12 protein-coding genes are annotated in these 16415 nt (G+C 73.5%); 8 read left to right on the forward strand and 4 right to left on the reverse strand.

What is annotated here, in order from left to right; translation table 11 throughout:
- Window positions 1-1071 carry an energy-coupling factor ABC transporter permease gene (locus tag ACL02U_RS08550; RefSeq protein WP_412790059.1) on the reverse strand — a complete coding sequence of 357 codons (1071 nt, stop codon included), beginning with the start codon at window positions 1069-1071 and terminating at the stop codon, window positions 1-3.
- A 215-nt stretch (window positions 1072-1286) separates the two neighbouring features.
- Here ACL02U_RS08550 and ACL02U_RS08555 point away from each other — a divergent pair, with 215 nt between their 5' ends.
- Window positions 1287-1619, forward strand: a complete 333-nt coding sequence (locus ACL02U_RS08555) for an SsgA family sporulation/cell division regulator (protein ID WP_412790060.1) — start codon at window positions 1287-1289, stop codon at window positions 1617-1619.
- A gap of 225 nt (window positions 1620-1844) precedes the next feature.
- Here the strand turns inward: ACL02U_RS08555 and ACL02U_RS08560 are convergent, their stop codons facing one another.
- The 3 genes from ACL02U_RS08560 to ACL02U_RS08570 all read right to left on the reverse strand — a co-directional run bounded on the left by ACL02U_RS08560 (window position 1845) and on the right by ACL02U_RS08570 (window position 7680).
- Window positions 1845-3524 (reverse strand): penicillin-binding transpeptidase domain-containing protein, encoded by a 1680-nt coding sequence (locus ACL02U_RS08560; RefSeq protein WP_412790061.1) that lies wholly within the window; start codon window positions 3522-3524, stop codon window positions 1845-1847.
- Between the two features lie 126 nt (window positions 3525-3650).
- Complete coding sequence (locus ACL02U_RS08565; protein ID WP_412790062.1) at window positions 3651-5294, reverse strand: penicillin-binding transpeptidase domain-containing protein; 1644 nt, start codon at window positions 5292-5294, stop codon at window positions 3651-3653.
- A 643-nt stretch (window positions 5295-5937) separates the two neighbouring features.
- A complete protein-coding gene (locus tag ACL02U_RS08570) occupies window positions 5938-7680 on the reverse strand; it encodes a dolichyl-phosphate-mannose--protein mannosyltransferase (protein ID WP_412790063.1) in 1743 nt (580 codons plus the stop codon).
- Between the two features lie 97 nt (window positions 7681-7777).
- Between ACL02U_RS08570 and rsmI the strand changes: the two genes are divergently transcribed.
- The 7 genes from rsmI (at window position 7778) to ACL02U_RS08605 (ending at window position 16290) form a co-directional block, all read left to right on the forward strand.
- On the forward strand, window positions 7778-8632 hold the full coding sequence (gene rsmI, locus ACL02U_RS08575; RefSeq protein ID WP_412790064.1) for a 16S rRNA (cytidine(1402)-2'-O)-methyltransferase: 855 nt from the start codon (window positions 7778-7780) through the stop codon (window positions 8630-8632).
- 477 nt (window positions 8633-9109) lie between these two features.
- Entirely contained in the window at window positions 9110-9523 is a 414-nt protein-coding gene (locus ACL02U_RS08580) for a hypothetical protein (protein WP_412790065.1), read from the forward strand.
- A 195-nt stretch (window positions 9524-9718) separates the two neighbouring features.
- A complete protein-coding gene (locus ACL02U_RS08585; RefSeq protein WP_412790066.1) occupies window positions 9719-10609 on the forward strand; it encodes a TatD family hydrolase in 891 nt (296 codons plus the stop codon).
- A gap of 173 nt (window positions 10610-10782) precedes the next feature.
- On the forward strand, window positions 10783-12324 hold the full coding sequence (locus ACL02U_RS08590) for a ubiquitin-like domain-containing protein (RefSeq protein WP_412790067.1): 1542 nt from the start codon (window positions 10783-10785) through the stop codon (window positions 12322-12324).
- A gap of 341 nt (window positions 12325-12665) precedes the next feature.
- Window positions 12666-13490 (forward strand): 16S rRNA (adenine(1518)-N(6)/adenine(1519)-N(6))-dimethyltransferase RsmA, encoded by an 825-nt coding sequence (gene rsmA / locus ACL02U_RS08595; RefSeq protein ID WP_412790126.1) that lies wholly within the window; start codon window positions 12666-12668, stop codon window positions 13488-13490.
- Window positions 13487-14380 carry a 4-(cytidine 5'-diphospho)-2-C-methyl-D-erythritol kinase gene (locus ACL02U_RS08600; RefSeq protein ID WP_412790068.1) on the forward strand — a complete coding sequence of 298 codons (894 nt, stop codon included), beginning with the start codon at window positions 13487-13489 and terminating at the stop codon, window positions 14378-14380. Before rsmA ends, ACL02U_RS08600 begins: the two co-directional genes overlap by 4 nt.
- 98 nt (window positions 14381-14478) lie before the next feature.
- Window positions 14479-16290 carry an ABC-F family ATP-binding cassette domain-containing protein gene (locus ACL02U_RS08605; RefSeq protein ID WP_412790069.1) on the forward strand — a complete coding sequence of 604 codons (1812 nt, stop codon included), beginning with the start codon at window positions 14479-14481 and terminating at the stop codon, window positions 16288-16290.
- Window positions 16291-16415 lie beyond the last annotated feature (125 nt).

Here is a 16415-nt window from a genome sequence, read left to right on the forward strand (position 1 = left end):
TCAGATGTTCTCCGTGGCAGGGGTCGTGGACGCGGGGGACACGTCCCGGGTGCGCCGTCGGCGTACCACCCAGAACACGCCGCTGCCCGCGGTGATCGTGGCGCCGACGCCGATCACGCCCGCCAGCCCGCCGGACAGGCGGGCGTCCGACACGTCCTTGACGCCGTAGCCGGCGAGCGGGGAGTCGGCGGCCGCGTGCTGCCGGGCCTTCTGGTCGATGCCCTGGTCGTGGGCGACCTTCTCCAGGCCGTCGGGGCTGGACGAGGCGTAGAAGCTGACGAAGCCGGCGAGGACGAGGGAGGCGGCGAGGCCGCCGAGCCACAGCCGGCGCCGGGAGGTGCGCGCGGTGGCGGGGGCCGGGCGCGCCGCCTCGGGCGCCGGTGCGTCGACCAGGGTGCCGTTCACCCGGAGTTTCAGGCGCTGCTGCAGGTCGCGTGCCCCGTACACGAGGTCGGGGCGTACCGCGATCACGGCGCTCACCGTCAGGCCGGTGATCGCGGCCTCACCGATGCCGATCAGCACGTGCACGCCGATCATCGCGGTGGCCACCTTGCCGGGGGACACGTCCGTGGTGCCGCCGACGGCGTAGATCAGCGTGAAGGTGACGGCGGCTGCCGGGACGGAGACCAGAGCGGCGGCGAAGGACGCCAGGGTGACCGAGCGCCGGCGGCGCGGCAGCACCTTCACCAGCAGGCGGAAGACGGCGTACGAGACGACCGTCGTGGTGAGCGCCATGTCGGTGATGTTCACGCCGAGCGCGGTCAGACCGCCGTCGGCGAAGAGGATGCCCTGCATGAGCAGGACCACGGACACGCAGAGCACCCCGGTGAACGGGCCGACGAGGATCGCTGCCAACGCGCCGCCGAGGAGATGTCCGCTGGTTCCGGCGGCGACCGGGAAGTTGAGCATCTGGACGGCGAAGATGAACGCCGCCACCAGCCCGGCCAGCGGCGCCGTCCGCTCGTCCAGTTCGCGGCGGGCGCCGCGCAGGCTCACGGCTACGGCGCCCGCGGCGAGGACTCCGGTCGCCGCGGACACGGGGGCGTTGATGAATCCGTCGGGTACGTGCACGGGACGATGATAGTGCCTTAATGCGAACGACTTGCAAGAGCGAGCAGGTCGTCACGTAGGTGGTGCGGCGACGGCGGGGGGCGGCTGCGGAGGGTCGCTGCGGGGGCGCTGCGAGGCGTGCCGGTCCGGGAGGCGTACTGCGGAAAATGTGCGACATTGGGAAGGAAGCGGATGCACGGCTTCCCTGTCGGTCACTCAGCGTAAGGGGTTTGCCGATGTCTGTGGTCGAGCAGTACGCACGAGCCCGCATCGTCACCGACGCGGACCCGGAGGAGGACGCGGGAGCGGTCCCGGTCGTCCTGAGATTCGATCCCGACGACCCGCGCTCGGTCCGCGTCGGACTGCCCGGCACGCACGAGTGGACCGTCTCCCGCACCCTGCTGGAACAGGGCCTGCGCACCCCGGCCGGGACCGGCCAGGTGCGCGTGTGGCCGTGCGGGCGCGTCCAGGCGGTCGTCGAGTTCCACTCCGCGCAGGGCGTCTCCGTCGTGGAGTTCGAGTCGAAGGCGCTGACGAGCTTCCTGCGCCGCACCCACCTGACGGCATAGCCGGCCCACCGCCGGCGCCCCGGCGGGCCCCACGGGCTCCCACGGGCCCCACGGGCCCCGGTGGCCCCACGGGCCCCACGGGCTCCCGCGTTCCCCACGGGCCCCACGGGCCCCACGGGCTCCGGCGTTCCCCACGGGCCCCGGTGGGTCGGCAGGCCGCGCCCGCCAGGGGTTCTCCACGAGTGCGGGCGGGCCGCCTCAGCCGCCCGTCCCGGGTGGGCCGCCTCAGCCGCCCATCCGCAGCAGCGAGGCCACGATCGGGCCCGCCGTGTCGCCGCCGTGGCCGCCCGCCTGGACCACGCCCGCCGCCGCGAGGTCGCCCCGGAACGCCGTGAACCAGCCGTCGGGCTTCTCCTGCCCGCCGACCTCCGCCGAACCGGTCTTCGCGCCGGCACGCGGCCCGAGCCCGCGCATCGCCACGGCCGCCGTGCCGTAGGCCGCCGTGAACCGCATCATCTCGCGCAACTGCCCCACCGTGGCCGCCGACATGGTGCGCGAGGCGGTCGCCAGCTTGCGGCCGTCCACGCTCGGCGGGACCAGGTACGGCTGGTGGAAGACGCCCGACTGCACCGTCGCCGAGACCGACGCCATGTTCAGCGGGTTCATCCGCACTCCGCCCTGGCCGATCAGCGAGGCCGCCATCTGGGCGGCCGACTGCACCGGCACCGAGCCGTCGAAGGTGGGCACGCCCACCGACCAGTTGTTCATCGACAGGCCGAACACCTGCTGGGCCTGGCGCGTCAGGTCGCCGTTGCCGAGCTTCGGTGCCTGGCTGATGAAGGCCGTGTTGCAGGAGCGTGCGAAGCTCGCCTTGAGCGTGCCGTGCCTGATCTCGAAGTAGTCGTCGTTGTGGAACTTCCACCCGCCGTAGGTGAACGTCTTCGGGCAGGGATGCCGCCTGTCCGCCGACCCCAGGTTCTTCTCGATCAGCATCGACGAGGTGACGATCTTCATGGTGGAGCCGGGTGCCAGCATCCCCTGGAAGCCCACGTTGAAGCCGTGGCCGCTGTTCGCCACGGCGAGGATCTCACCCGTCGACGCGCGCACCATCACCACCGACGCCTTCGACCACTTGGCGACCTGCTGCTCCGCGGCCGCCTGGTAGACCGGGCTCAGCGTGGTCCGCACCGTGCCCGGAGTGCCCTTGCTCAGTTCCAGCAGCGTCTTGTCGGAGAGCTTCTTCGCCTTCGACGCCGGACCGCGGACCACCCGCAGCTCCACCCCGGCCCGGCCGCCCGCCTTCTTGCCGTACTTCTCGCGCAGCCCGTCCAGGACGGTGCCCAGCGACGGGTACTTCGCCGCCGTGATCTCCCCGCCGTGCCGGTCCAGGGCCTTGACGGGCGGGATGCCGGACTCGCCGGTCGCCAGGGTGTCGCCGTCCCGGAGGTCGGGGTGGACGACGGAGGCGTGCCAGTCGACCACCGGCGCTCCGTCGCCGGAGCGCCGCACGACGGTCAGGCTGCTGCGGTAGGCGAGCGGCTTGCTGCCCGCGCCCGGGTAGGCCACCGTGCCGGCGACGGCGAACGGCACCGAGTCGCCCGCGGGGGCGCCCGCGGTCAGGGTGAGCTGTCCGACATGGGCGTCCTCGGCGTACCCGGTCAGCAGCGCCCGGGCCGCGCTCGCGTCGTCGGTCGAGGCCGCAGCGTCGGCCACCCGGCCCTGCTGCCAGGCCGACAGGAACGTCCGGGCGGCGGTGGCGACCTCCGCCGCGGACAGCGGGCCGGTCCTGGCCGGCGCCCTGTCCTTCCCCGCGGACGCGGCCGTCGCCACCGTCCGGCCCCCGCCCGCCGCGCCGCCGTACAGCGCGTACGCGCCGAAGCCCGCCCCGGCGACCGCCACGGCGAGCAGCCCGCCGAGCACGGCCGGTCTCCGCCGCCGTTCCTTGACGCGTCTTCTCTTGCCCACTGCCCTCGATCCTCCGAGATCACCAGGGCGCCGCGCGCCCGACTGCCACCGCCCGTCCCCGCCCGCCCTCACCCACCCAACGACGTCCACCGACCGGTGGTCGTGTCCTGGGCGGGTGACGCGACATCAGCCCCCGGCCCGCAGCACGGCCGCGACGATCGGCCCGGCGGCGTCGGTGCCGTGGCCGCCGTGCTGGACCATGGCCGCGGCGGCGACGTCGTTGCGGTATCCGGCGAACCAGCTGTCGGTCTTCGCCTGACCGCCGACCTCCGCGGAGCCGGTCTTCGCGCCGATGACCCCGCTCATCCCGGACATCACGCCGGCCGCGGTACCGCTCGTCGCGGTCCGGTGCATCATGGTGCGCAACTGCCGAGCGGTGCCCGAGGACAGCCCGCGCGCGTGGGCGAGCTGCCGGCCGTCGAGGCTCTGCGGCACGATCACCGGCTGCCGGAACGTGCCCGTCTTCGCGGTCGCCGTCACCGAGGCCATGTTGAGCGGGCTCATCTGCACCTGCCCCTGCCCGATCAGCGCGGCCGCCTTGTCCGGCCCGTTGACGGCCGGAACCTTGCCGTCGAAGGACGCGATACCGGTGTGCCAGTTGTTCCGGCCCAGCCCGAAGCGGTCCTGAGCCTCCCTGGTCAGCGAGTCGTCGTCCAGGTCGTCCACGTACTTGATGAAGGCCGTGTTGCAGGAGCGGGCGAAGCTCTGCGCGAGCGTGGCGCCCTCGTCCGTCATCTCCCGGTAGTTGTGGAAGGTCTGGCCCTCCCACAGGGCGTCCTCGGTGCACGGCGCGGGCCCGTTCGCGTTGGTCACCCCGTTGTCGATGAGCGTGGCCGCGCTGATGATCTTCATCGTGGAGCCCGGGGCCACCGAGCCGGAGAACGCCGCGTTGAAGCCGTCCGCACGGTGGTTGGCGACCGCCAGCACCTCGCCGGTGCTCGCCTTCACGGCCACCACCGAGGACTCGCCGTACTTCTGCACCGCCCGCTCGGCCGCCGCCTGCACGCCCGCGCTCAGCGTCGTGCGCAGCTTGCCCGCCTTGCCCGCGGCGAGGGTGAGCAGCGTGGTGTCGGCGCTGTCGGGATCCGCGTGCTGGATCGACAGCTCGATCCCCGGCGTACCGCCCGCGCTCTGGCCGTACTTCTTCCGCAGCTGGTCCAGGATCGGCCCGAGCGAGGGGTACTTCTCCTTGGTCAGCACCTTGCCGTTGCGGTCCACGGCCTCGATCGCCGGCGCCGACGACTCACCCGTGACGAGGGTGTCGTCCATCCCGGTCAGCGCCGGGTGCACCAGCGAGGGCTGCCAGTCGACCAGCGCCCGCCCGGTGGTGATCCCGCGCACCACGCGCAGGCTGGAACGGTAGGAGAGCGGCTTGCTCTTCCCCTCGAACGACACCGTGGCCCGCACCGAGAACGGCACCATGTCGCCGTTCGCCGCGTCCGGTGTGATGTGCACGTCCGTGATGTGGGCGTCCTCGCCGTACGACGACAGCAGCGGCTCGGCCTTCGCCGCGTTGTTCGTGTACGACGCCGCCTCCTGCGGCTGTGCGTGCTCCCAGGCCGCGAAGAACTTCTTCGCGGTCTCCTGCACCTCGTCGCTGCTCGGCGGCCCCGTCCTGGCCGGCGCCGCCTTCACCCCCGTACCGCTGCTCCCGTTTCCGCCGCCGCTGCCGTCCAGCGCGGACACGATGTTGTAGGCGCCGTAGCCTGCACCGCCCACCATCACCGCGAACACCGTGCCGACTACCGCGGCCTTGGCCCCCTTGCGCATCGCGCGGATCCCTCCCCGGTTCCCCGTGTCTCCCCCTTGGCCAGTCCTTTGCACTGTAAGTGGCTCGCGGGACGACTGCCGGGGAGGGGGCCGGATGGTGTCCGAACAGAGATCGTGGGAAGCCGGAAAAATCCACAAAGCGCTGGAAAGCGACAGAATCGCTTCGATCGCTCCGCGTTCTCCGGCTCGGCACGCCCCTTCAGTCGCAGCACGATCACGGGCATCGGACCCTCGGATGCATGTCGGACGGAGTGCCGTCTCGACTCGGGCACACCACAGCCACGGCTCAGGTCGGTCACACGCCGCCGTCCGAACTACGCTCAAGCTGTGCATGACAGGCGTAGGCGGAGCGCGGGCATCGGATTCTGGATTGTGTGTTGGGCTGTCGTGACGTTGTTGTGGTGGCTGGTAGGACGATTTGCGATCCACTCACCGAGCCTGCCGTGGTGCGCCTTCTACGCCGGCGTTCCTGTCGGTGTCCTCGCATTGCGGGAGTACTTCGGTACGCGGCGCTCCTGACGTGTTGAGGCGGCCGACGGTCCCGTCGGGCCGACTCGGGGCCGTCCGACGGCAACCGCCAACGACCGACAACGACCAAGAGGGGGGCGGCACGAAGGCCGCCCCCCTCTTGGTTTCCGCGCAGCTAGACCCAGGTGTCGAGCCACATGCGGGATCTCCAGTCGTCCAGGGGGATGGACGTGCCGGTGTAGAGGGGCCAGAAGTAGATGAAGTTCCAGGCGATCAGCAGCACCAGCACACCCGCGCCCGTCGCCCCCGCGACCCGTCTGGTGTCGCTCGAACCCGGTGGGCCGAGGAGAGCGCCGACCAGCATGGCCACCGCCAGGCACAGGAACGGCACGAAGACGACCGCGTAGAACAGGAAGATCGTCCGCTCCTGGTAGTGGAACCACGGCAGGTAGCCGGCCGCCACTCCGCAGGCGATCGCGCCCGCCCGCCAGTCGCGGCGGAAGAACCACCGCCACAGCACGTACAGCAGCGCGAAGCAGGCGACCCACCACAGCAGCGGCGTCCCGATCGCGAGGACCTCGCGCGCGCACTTGCCGCCCGCGTCGGCCGGGCAGCCGTCCTTGCCGGGCGCCGGCGACTGGTAGTAGTACGACACCGGGCGGCCCAGGACGAGCCAGCTCCACGGGTTCGACTGGTAGGTGTGCGGCGAGGACAGGCCGACGTGGAACTTGTACACCTCGTGCTCGTAGTGCCACAGGCTGCGCCACCAGTCCGGGAACAGCCACGTCCAGCTTCCGCCCCTGCCGTCGGTGGCGGCCCAGTTGCGGTAGTAGCCGCCGGTGCCGTCGGCCGGGGACAGGATCCAGCCGATCCAGGAGACGACGTAGGTGGCGATCGCCACCGGGACCACGGCCACGAAGGCCAGCCCCAGGTCGTGCTTCAGCACGGCCTGGTAGGGGTGGTGGGCGCCGGCGAGCCTGCGCGAACCGACGTCCCAGAGCACGGTCATGAGGAGGAACGCGGCCATGATGTACAGGCCGTTCCACTTGGTCCCGATGGCCAGGCCCAGCATCAGGCCCGCCGTCCACCGCCACGGCCGCCAGCCCAGCGAGGTGTGGTCGGCGACCTCGGCGGACGGCCGCAGCCGGCCGTCCGCGTCCACCGGCAGCGCGGCGGCCAGCCGTTCGCGCGCCCGGTCCCGGTCGATCACCAGGCAGCCGAAGGCGGCCACCACGAAGAACATCAGCACGCCGTCGAGCAGCGAGGTGCGGCTCATCACGAAGTGCAGGCCGTCCACCGCCATCAGCGCGCCGGCCAGGCAGCCCAGGAAGGTCGAGCGGAACATGCGGCGCCCGATGCGGCACAGCAGCAGTACGGACAGGGTGCCGAGCAGTGCGGTCATGAACCGCCAGCCGAACGGGTCGAAGCCGAACAGCAGCTCGCCGAGCCCGATCACGTACTTGCCGACCGGCGGGTGCACGACGTACGAGGCGTCGGTGGGGATGGGGATGTGCCCGCCGGAGCTGAGGATCAGGTCGTCGGCGTTCTTGCCCCAGCTGACCTCGTAGCCCCGGTGGACGAGGCCCCAGGCGTCCTTGGCGTAGTAGGTCTCGTCGAATATGACCGCGTGCGGGCGGCCCAGGTTCCAGAACCGCAGCACACCCGCCATCAGCGTCACCAGCAGCGGGCCGCCCCAGCCGGACCAGCGCCGGATCAGCTCGGACAGCGCGGGCGGGAAGCCCAGCGTCTGCCACAGGCGTGCGGACGGCTCGGTGTACGGCGGCACGAGCCGGTCCCGGAGATCGCTCTCGGGCTGCGCCTGGTGGCCGAAGCGGCGCAGCCGCTGCTGCCACGGCGGCAGCGCGTCGCGCGGTGCCTGGCCCTGCCGGGTGTCCGTGGAGGACGCGGTACTGGTCACCGCGCCATCGTAGGGAACGGTGCTGTGTGAGTCCCGCGCCCGGGCGGTACTGGTCCGGATGCGCCTGCTTTGGCACCACCCTGCGAGGATGGGCGGCGTGACTGGAACCCTTGTTTTGGCGGGCACCCCGATCGGCGACGTCCAGGACGCCCCGCCCCGGCTGGCCGAGGAACTGGCCGGTGCCGACGTGGTCGCCGCCGAGGACACGCGCAGGCTGCGCCGGCTGACCCAGGCGCTGGGCGTGACGACCCGGGGGCGCGTCGTGTCCTACTTCGAGGGCAACGAGTCGGCCCGGACGCCGGAACTCGTCGAGGAGCTGCTGGGCGGCGCGCGCGTGCTGCTGGTGACCGACGCGGGCATGCCGTCGGTGTCCGACCCCGGCTACCGGCTGGTCGCCGCGGCCGTCGAGAAGGACGTCCGCGTCACCGCGGTGCCCGGACCGTCCGCCGTGCTCACCGCGCTCGCCCTGTCCGGACTGCCCGTCGACCGCTTCTGCTTCGAGGGGTTCCTGCCGAGGAAGGCCGGCGAGCGGCGGTCCAGGCTGCGGGAGGTCTCCGGGGAACGCCGCACCCTGGTCTACTTCGAGGCCCCGCACCGGCTGGACGACACCCTCGCCGCGATGGCCGAGGTGTTCGGCGCGGAGCGGCGCGCCGCGGTGTGCCGCGAGCTGACCAAGACGTACGAGGAGGTGCGGCGCGGCCCCCTGCGGGAGCTGGCCGACTGGGCCGCCGAGGGGGTGCGCGGGGAGATCACGGTGGTGGTCGAGGGTGCCCCGGAGCCGGGCCCGGAGGAGCTCGACGCCGAGGAGCTCGTCCGCCGGGTGCGGGTGCGTGAGGAAGCGGGGGAGCGCCGCAAGGAGGCGATCGCGGCGGTGGCCGTGGCGGCGGGGGTGCCGAAGCGGGAGGTGTTCGACGCGGTGGTGGCGGCGAAGAAGGCCGGGAACGCCGGATGACGGCGCCGGACGACGGGCGCGGGCGCAGGCGCGGGACGCGGGTGCGGGACGCGGGGTGAGGCCTGCCTCGGGGGAAGGCTCCGGGGAGGCTCCGGGGGAGGGGCGCGGGGCGTGGCTGCACGCCTCCTGCGCCGGGGTGCGACACGGGCGCGGGGGCTGCGCAGTGAGGCGCCCGAGCCCGCCGTGCACGCCCCGTAGTGGGGCGGAAAACCCCTTCTGAGCAGGTCGCATCTCTGTCGAGCGGGCGCCCCATGGGTGGGCAAAGCGGCGTGGCGGAAAGCAAAGCCCGTACCGGTCACCCGGACCGTTTCGGCAAGGAACGCCCAAATCGGGTCCAATACTCGGCAGGACCGTCGCATCCTCGCCCGAAGAGGCGTCCACTTGTTGCAGGGGCACACGCCCCTGCGCCTCCACCGGGGTTCCTCGGGGGGACCCGACGCGCCGGGGGCGCTTGTCCAGCGGACAACGGGAGCTGGCATGAGCGAGATCGCAGAGCAGCACGAGCTTCGCAGCGCAGCGATGGCCGTCGTGCACGAGTCCTACTCCTTCGCCTGCATGCGCTGCGGGCACGGCTGGGAGCAGTCGTACAAGATAGAGCACCACACCGACGCCGAGGGCCACGAGTACGTGAGGTACGTGGCCGACGGGGAGTTCGTGCCGTCCCCGTTGCAGCGGCCCGCGTGCCGCAACTGCGACAGCCAGGTGATCCGCATCATGCGGCCGGGACGGGTGTCGTCGGCGCACAGCGCGGCGCACAGCCACCGGGACGCGCCTCCCGCCGGGCCGGCCGAGGCCCCGGCACCGGAGGGTGAGCTGCCCGGACAGGACGGCGACCGCCACCACTGGCACCTCTCCGATCTCCTGCACCCCTTCCACCGCAAGGCGGGCTGACACCTCCACCGCGCTTCGGGCCCGCCTCGCCACGGCGAGGCGGGCCCGTCCGTCCGCGGCAGGCCGCTCCGGCCGGTGTGCGGACCCCGCGCGGTCCCGCCCCGTCCGGTCGACGGTCCCGCCCCGTCCGGTCGCCGTCTGGTCGACGGTCGAGCGCCGTCGGGGAGTGTCGGACCCCCTACGTAGGATCGGGGCATGCCTTCGAAAGCCTCCGGCCCCTCCGACAAGAACGCGGCGCCGCCCCTGCCGGAACCTCTCCGGGTGCCGGTGGCCGACTCCCACACCCACCTCGACATGCAGTCCTCGACCGTCGAGGAGGCCCTGGCGAAGGCCGCTTCCGTGGGAGTGTCGACGGTCGTGCAGGTCGGCTGCGACGTCGCGGGCTCGCGGTGGGCCGCCGAGACGGCCGCCGCCTTCGACAGCGTCCACGCGGCCGTCGCCCTGCACCCGAACGAGGCGCCGCGCATCGTGCACGGCGACCCCGACGGCTGGTCCCGGCAGGGCGCCCGCGAGGCCGGCGGCGACACCGCACTCGACGAGGCGCTCGCCGAGATCGACCGGCTGGCCGCGCTTCCCCGGGTGAAGGGCGTCGGCGAGACCGGCCTCGACTACTTCCGCACCGGCGAGGACGGCAAGGCGGCGCAGGAGCGCTCCTTCCGCGCCCACATCGAGATCGCCAAACGGCACGGCAAGGCACTCGTCATCCACGACCGCGACGCCCACGCCGACGTGCTGCGCATCCTCAAGGAGGAGGGGGCGCCGGAGCGCACCGTCTTCCACTGCTACTCCGGCGACGCGGCGATGGCCGAGGCGTGCGCCCGCGCCGGCTACTTCATGTCCTTCGCCGGCAACGTCACCTTCAAGAACGCCGGGAACCTGCGCGACGCCCTCGCCGTGGCGCCCGCCGAGCTGGTCCTGGTGGAGACCGACGCCCCCTTCCTGACGCCGGTGCCGTACCGGGGGCGGCCCAACGCCCCGTACCTCGTCCCGGTCACGGTGCGCGCCATGGCCGCCGTACGCGGTGTCGACGAGGACACCCTGGCGTCGGCCCTCGCGGCCAACACGGCCCGCGCGTTCGGTTACTGACCGGACCGCGCCCGGATCCGACCGGTGCGCGTCCGTGACGGATCGCCGGGCATCCGGCGCCACGTTCCGTGGTCGTGCCGCTTTGGAGAGTCACCGCGGCTCGGCTAGGTTCTGTGGGCCCGATCCGGACCCCTGGACCCTCCGGACCCCTGGACGACCTGGAGCACGTCGCCGTGAGCCATCCTCCGAACCCGCGCGAGGCGCAGCGCACGCATGCCCCGGACGTCCCCCTGTACCCGGACGGCCCGCCGCACCCGCACTCCCCGCACCCCGTCGGCGCCCACCGGTCGCCGCACCCCGCGTTCGACCCGCACTCCGCGTTCGACCCGCACTCCGCGTTCGACCCGCACTCCGCGCCCACGGTGGGCGCGGGCCAGGCCTACGTCCCGGCCGCGCAGCCCGCACCCCGGGACGCCCACCGGGCCGCCTACGAGGGGTACCCGCAGCCCGTGGTGGACGGGGCGGCGCTGCCGCGCCAGGCGGGCGGCGCGGCGGTCGCCGGCGGGGCGCACCACACCGAAGCCGCGCAGGCCCGACCGTCCGCGCCCACGCCCGTTGCGCGCTCCGGTGTGAACCGCCGTTCCGCACGCCGACGCAGGGCGCGGTACATCGCACGTGCGGACGACTCCGTGCGCCGCCTGCTGCCCCGTGCACTGGTCGTCGCCTTCCTCGCCGGCGGCACCACCGCCTTCGCCGCCAACGACAAGGCGGTGGAACTGAGCGTCGACGGTGGCGCCCCGCGCACCCTGCACACCTTCGCCGGCGACGTGTCGGAGCTGCTGGAGCGGGAAGGCGTCCACCTCGGAGCGCACGGCGTGGTGACGCCCGCCCCCGGCACGCCCCTCACCAGCGGCGAGGAGGTCGAGGTGCGCCACGGCCGCCCGCTTCGGCTCACCATCGACGGGCACCGGCACGAGGTGTGGACCACGGCACGCACCGTCGAGGAGGCCCTCGAAGAGCTCGGGGTGCGCGCCCAGGGCGCGTATCTCTCCGCGGCGCGCTCCCAGCCGATCGGCCGCGCCGGGCTCTCCCTCGACGTGCGCACCGAGCGCTCGGTGACGGTCCTCGCCGACGGCCGCGCCCGCACGCTGCGCACCAACGCCGCCACCGTGCGCGAGGCGGTGGAGCAGGCCGGTGTCGAGCTGCACGGCCAGGACACCACGTCCGTACCGCTCGGCGGCTTCCCCCGCGACGGGCAGACCGTCACGGTCCTGCGCATCACCGGCAGCAGGGAGGTGCGGGAGGAGACCATCCCGTTCGCCGTGCGGCGCAGCACCGACCCCACCCTGTTCCGGGGCACCGAAGTCGTCGACCAGGCGGGGCGAGAGGGGCTGCGGAAGGTGACGTACCACCTCAGGACCGTCAACGGGGTCCGGCAGAAGCCGCGCCGGGTCCGCAGCGAGCTGGTGCGCGAGCCGCGGCCGCAGGTGGTCAGGGTGGGCACCAAGCCGCTGCCGACCACCGTTCGGGGGGCCGACCACCTGGACTGGCGGGGGCTGGCGGAATGCGAGTCGGGCGGGCGGCCCCGCGCGGTCGACCCGTCGGGAACCTACGGCGGGCTGTACCAGCTCGACACACGCACCTGGCACGCCCTCGGCGGGCGCGGGCGACCGCAGGACGCGCCGGCGGCGGAGCAGACCTACCGTGCGAAGAAGCTCTACGTCCGCCGCGGCGCGAGCCCGTGGCCGCACTGCGGCGCCCGCCTGAGCGGCTGACCCCGGCAGTCCACCTGAGCGCTGACCCCGGGTGCCCACCTGAGCGGCTGACTCCAGGTGCCCGACTGAGCGCCTGAGCGGCTGGGCGGCTGGGTGGCTCGGCTGCTGGGCGGCTGGGTGGCTGACCCAGGGGACCCGGCTGCGCGGCTCCCCGGTCGGCGCGGCTCCGCGGCCGCACCCCGGCGGGGGTGACCGGCCCGGGCGCCCCGCCGTGCGGCCGGTCCAGCGGGTCCCGGCGCCGTCGGGCGCGGTCCGGTGCGGCCCGTGCACCCCCGTAGTCTTGTCCCGTGAGCACCAGCCCCGCCCCCGACGCCCTGCTCGGCCCCGCCGACGTCCGAGAGATGGCGGCCGCGCTCGGCGTGCGCCCCACCAAGCAGCGCGGCCAGAACTTCGTCATCGACGCGAACACGGTCCGCCGTATCGTCCGCACCGCCGAGGTACGCCCCGACGACGCGGTCGTCGAGGTCGGCCCGGGGCTCGGATCCCTCACCCTCGCCCTGCTCCAGGCCGCCGACCGGGTCACGGCCGTCGAGATCGACGACGTGCTGGCCGCCGCCCTGCCCGCGACGATCGCCGCCCGGATGCCGCACCGGGCCGACCGGTTCGCGCTGGTCCACTCCGACGCGATGCACGTCACCGAGCTGCCCGGCCCGGCGCCCACCGCGCTGGTCGCGAACCTGCCGTACAACGTCGCCGTCCCGGTGCTGCTGCACATGCTCGACACCTTCCCGAGCATCGAACGCACCCTCGTGATGGTGCAGGCAGAGGTCGCCGACCGGCTGGCCGCCGCGCCCGGCTCCAAGGTGTACGGAGTCCCGTCCGTGAAGGCCAACTGGTACGCCGAGGTCAGCCGCGCCGGCGCCATCGGCCGCAGCGTCTTCTGGCCCGCACCGAACGTCGACAGCGGGCTGGTGTCACTGGTCCGCCGGACCGAACCGCTGCGGACCACGGCGTCGAAGAAGGAGGTGTTCGCCGTCGTCGACGCGGCGTTCGCCCAGCGCCGCAAGACGCTGCGCGCCGCGCTCGCCGGGTGGGCGGGCTCCGCGGCGGCCGCCGAGGCCGCCCTGGTCGCCGCCGGGGTCTCCCCGCAGGCGCGCGGGGAGGCGCTCACCGTCGAGGAGTTCGCCCGGATCGCCGAGAACGCCGTGCACGGGGAGGCCGAGTGAGCGTCACCGTACGGGTGCCCGCCAAGGTCAACGTCCAGCTCGCGGTCGGCGCCGCCCGCCCCGACGGCTTCCACGACCTGGCCAACGTCTTCCTGGCGGTCGGCCTCCACGACGAGGTCACCGCCGCCCTGGCCGCGGAACTCCGCGTCACCTGCGCCGGACCGGACGCCGACCAGGTTCCGCTGGACCGGACGAACCTGGCCGCCCGCGCGGCCGAGGCACTGGCCGCGCGGTACGGCCGGGAGCCCGCCGTGCACCTGCACATCGCCAAGGACATCCCGGTCGCCGGCGGGATGGCGGGCGGCAGCGCGGACGGCGCCGCCGCCCTGCTGGCGTGCGACGCGCTGTGGGGCACCGGCGCCGGACGCGACGAACTGCTCGGCATCTGCGCCGAGCTGGGCAGCGACGTGCCGTTCAGCCTGGTCGGCGGGGCGGCGTTGGGCACCGGGCGGGGCGAGGTGCTGACCCCGCTGGACGTGGGCGGCACCTTCCACTGGGTGTTCGCGAGGGCGTCGCGCGGGCTGTCCACACCGGCCGTCTTCCGGGAGTTCGACCGGCTGGCCGAGGGCAGGGCCGTGCCGGAGCCCGCCGCCTCCCAGGACGTCCTGGACGCGCTCGCCAAGGGCGACCCGGACGGCCTCGCCGCCGCTCTCTCCAACGATCTCCAGCCGGCCGCGCTGTCGCTCTTCCCCGAGCTCGCCGGCACCCTCGCCGCCGGCCGCGGCGCGGGGGCCCTGGCCGCGCTGGTCTCCGGCTCGGGCCCGACCACGGCGTTCCTCGCCCGCGACGCGGCGTCCGCGCGGGAGGTGGCGGAGGGGCTGCGCGCCTCGGGCACCTGCCGTTCGGTGCGGGTGGCGGCGGGGCCGGTGCCGGGGGCGACGGTGGTCTGAGGGCCGACCGGCCCGGCGGCTGCCCGCCCCTCCCGGGCCGGCGTACACCCGGAAGGGCCTACCCTTGAAGGCTGATCGATCCCCCGGGCAGGAGTGAGATGGCCGTCAACCTGGTCAATGTCGAGAACGTCAGCAAGGTGTACGGCACCCGTGCCCTCCTCGACGGCGTGTCGCTCGGCGTGTCCGAAGGGGACCGGATCGGTGTCGTGGGCCGCAACGGCGACGGCAAGACCACCCTGATCCGGATGCTGGCCAAGCTGGAGGAGGCCGACTCCGGGCGGGTCACCCACTCCGGCGGCCTGCGCATGGAGGTGCTCACCCAGCACGACTCCCTGGACCCCGAGGCCACCGTCCGGCACGAGGTCATCCGCGACATGGCCGACCACGAGTGGGCGGGCGACGCCAGGATCAGGGACGTGCTGACCGGGCTGTTCGGCGGCCTGGACCTGCCGGGTTTCCCGAAGGGCCTGGACACCGTCATCGGGCCGCTGTCCGGCGGTGAGCGGCGCCGCATCGCGCTCGCCAAACTGCTCATCGCCGAGCAGGACCTGGTCGTGCTGGACGAGCCCACCAACCACCTCGACGTGGAGGGCATCGCCTGGCTGGCCCGGCACCTGCGGGCGCGGCGGTCCGCGCTGGTCTGCGTCACCCACGACCGCTGGTTCCTCGACCAGGTCTGCACCCGCATGTGGGACGTGCAGCGCGGCACCGTCCACGAGTACGAGGGCGGCTACTCGGACTACGTCTTCGCCCGTGCCGAGCGGGAGCGGATCGCCGCCTCCGAGGAGGCCAAGCGGCAGAACCTGGTCCGCAAGGAGCTGGCCTGGCTGCGGCGCGGCGCCCCCGCCCGCACGTCGAAGCCGCGTTTCCGGGTGGAGGCGGCCAACGAGCTGATCAAGGACGTGCCGCCGCCCCGGGACAGCGGCGAGCTGATGAAGTTCGCCTCGACCCGGCTCGGCAAGACCGTGTTCGACCTGGAGGACGTCACCGTCCAGGCCGGCCCCAAGGTGCTGCTGGAACACGTCACCTGGCAGCTCGGTCCGGGCGACCGCATCGGCCTCGTGGGGGTCAACGGCGCCGGCAAGACCTCGCTCCTGCGCGCGATGGCCGAGGCGGCGCGCACCCAGGGCGAGGTGCAGCCCGCCGGCGGCCGGATCACCGTCGGCAGGACCGTCAGGCTGGCCTACCTCTCGCAGGAGGTCGCCGAACTCGACCCCGGCTGGCGGGTGCTGGAGGCCGTGCAGCAGGTTCGGGAACGCGTCGACCTCGGCAAGGGGCGCGAGATGACGGCCGGTCAGCTCTGCGAGACGTTCGGCTTCTCCAAGGAGAAGCAGTGGACGCCCGTGGGCGACCTGTCCGGCGGTGAGCGGCGCCGGCTGCAACTGCTGCGCCTGCTCATGGACGAGCCCAACGTGCTCTTCCTCGACGAGCCCACCAACGACCTCGACATCGAGACGCTGACCCAGCTCGAGGACGTGCTGGACGGCTGGCCCGGCTCGATGATCGTCATCTCGCACGACCGGTTCTTCGTCGAGCGCACCACCGACCGCGTCCAGGCGCTGCTGGGCGACGGCACCCTGCGGATGCTGCCGCGCGGCATCGACGAGTACCTGGAGCGGCGGCAGCGGATGGAGGAGGCGGCGGCAGCCGCGCCCGCGGCCCGGAAGCAGGAGGAGCGCCCGGCCGCCGAGCGGAGCGCCGCCGACCAGCGGGCCGCCAAGAAGGAACTCCAGAAGATCGAGCGGCAGTTGGACAAGGTCTCGGAGACGGAGGCCAAGCTGCACACACGGATCGCGGAGCACGCCACCGACTTCGCCAAGGTCGCCGAACTCGACGCCGAACTGCGCGAACTCGTCGGCCGACGCGAGGAGTTGGAGATGCGCTGGCTGGAACTCGCCGAGGACGCCTGACCGTCCGTCGGCGGAACGGGCCGCGGACGCGTCCGGCGCAGGTGGCGCGGAGGGGGCGTGAGGGCGCGTAACGGCACCATCACGGGCCGGTCCTCCCTTGGGAACAGGGGAGAGAGCGGCCCGTC

The sequence above is a fragment of the Streptomyces sp. MS06 genome, assembly GCF_047200655.1.
Classification (GTDB): domain Bacteria; phylum Actinomycetota; class Actinomycetes; order Streptomycetales; family Streptomycetaceae; genus Streptomyces.

Excerpts from the sequence above, each read along its gene's own strand:
- ACL02U_RS08565 (WP_412790062.1), bottom strand. The coding sequence starts at position 5,294 with ATGCGCAAGGGGGCCAAGGCCGCGGTAGTCGGCACGGTGTTCGCGGTG.
- rsmA (WP_412790126.1), top strand. The coding sequence starts at position 12,666 with ATGGCGGCCGCGCTCGGCGTGCGCCCCACCAAGCAGCGCGGCCAGAAC.
- ACL02U_RS08605 (WP_412790069.1), top strand. The coding sequence starts at position 14,479 with ATGGCCGTCAACCTGGTCAATGTCGAGAACGTCAGCAAGGTGTACGGC.
- ACL02U_RS08580 (WP_412790065.1), top strand. The coding sequence starts at position 9,110 with ATGAGCGAGATCGCAGAGCAGCACGAGCTTCGCAGCGCAGCGATGGCC.
- ACL02U_RS08555 (WP_412790060.1), top strand. The coding sequence starts at position 1,287 with ATGTCTGTGGTCGAGCAGTACGCACGAGCCCGCATCGTCACCGACGCG.
- ACL02U_RS08585 (WP_412790066.1), top strand. The coding sequence starts at position 9,719 with ATGCCTTCGAAAGCCTCCGGCCCCTCCGACAAGAACGCGGCGCCGCCC.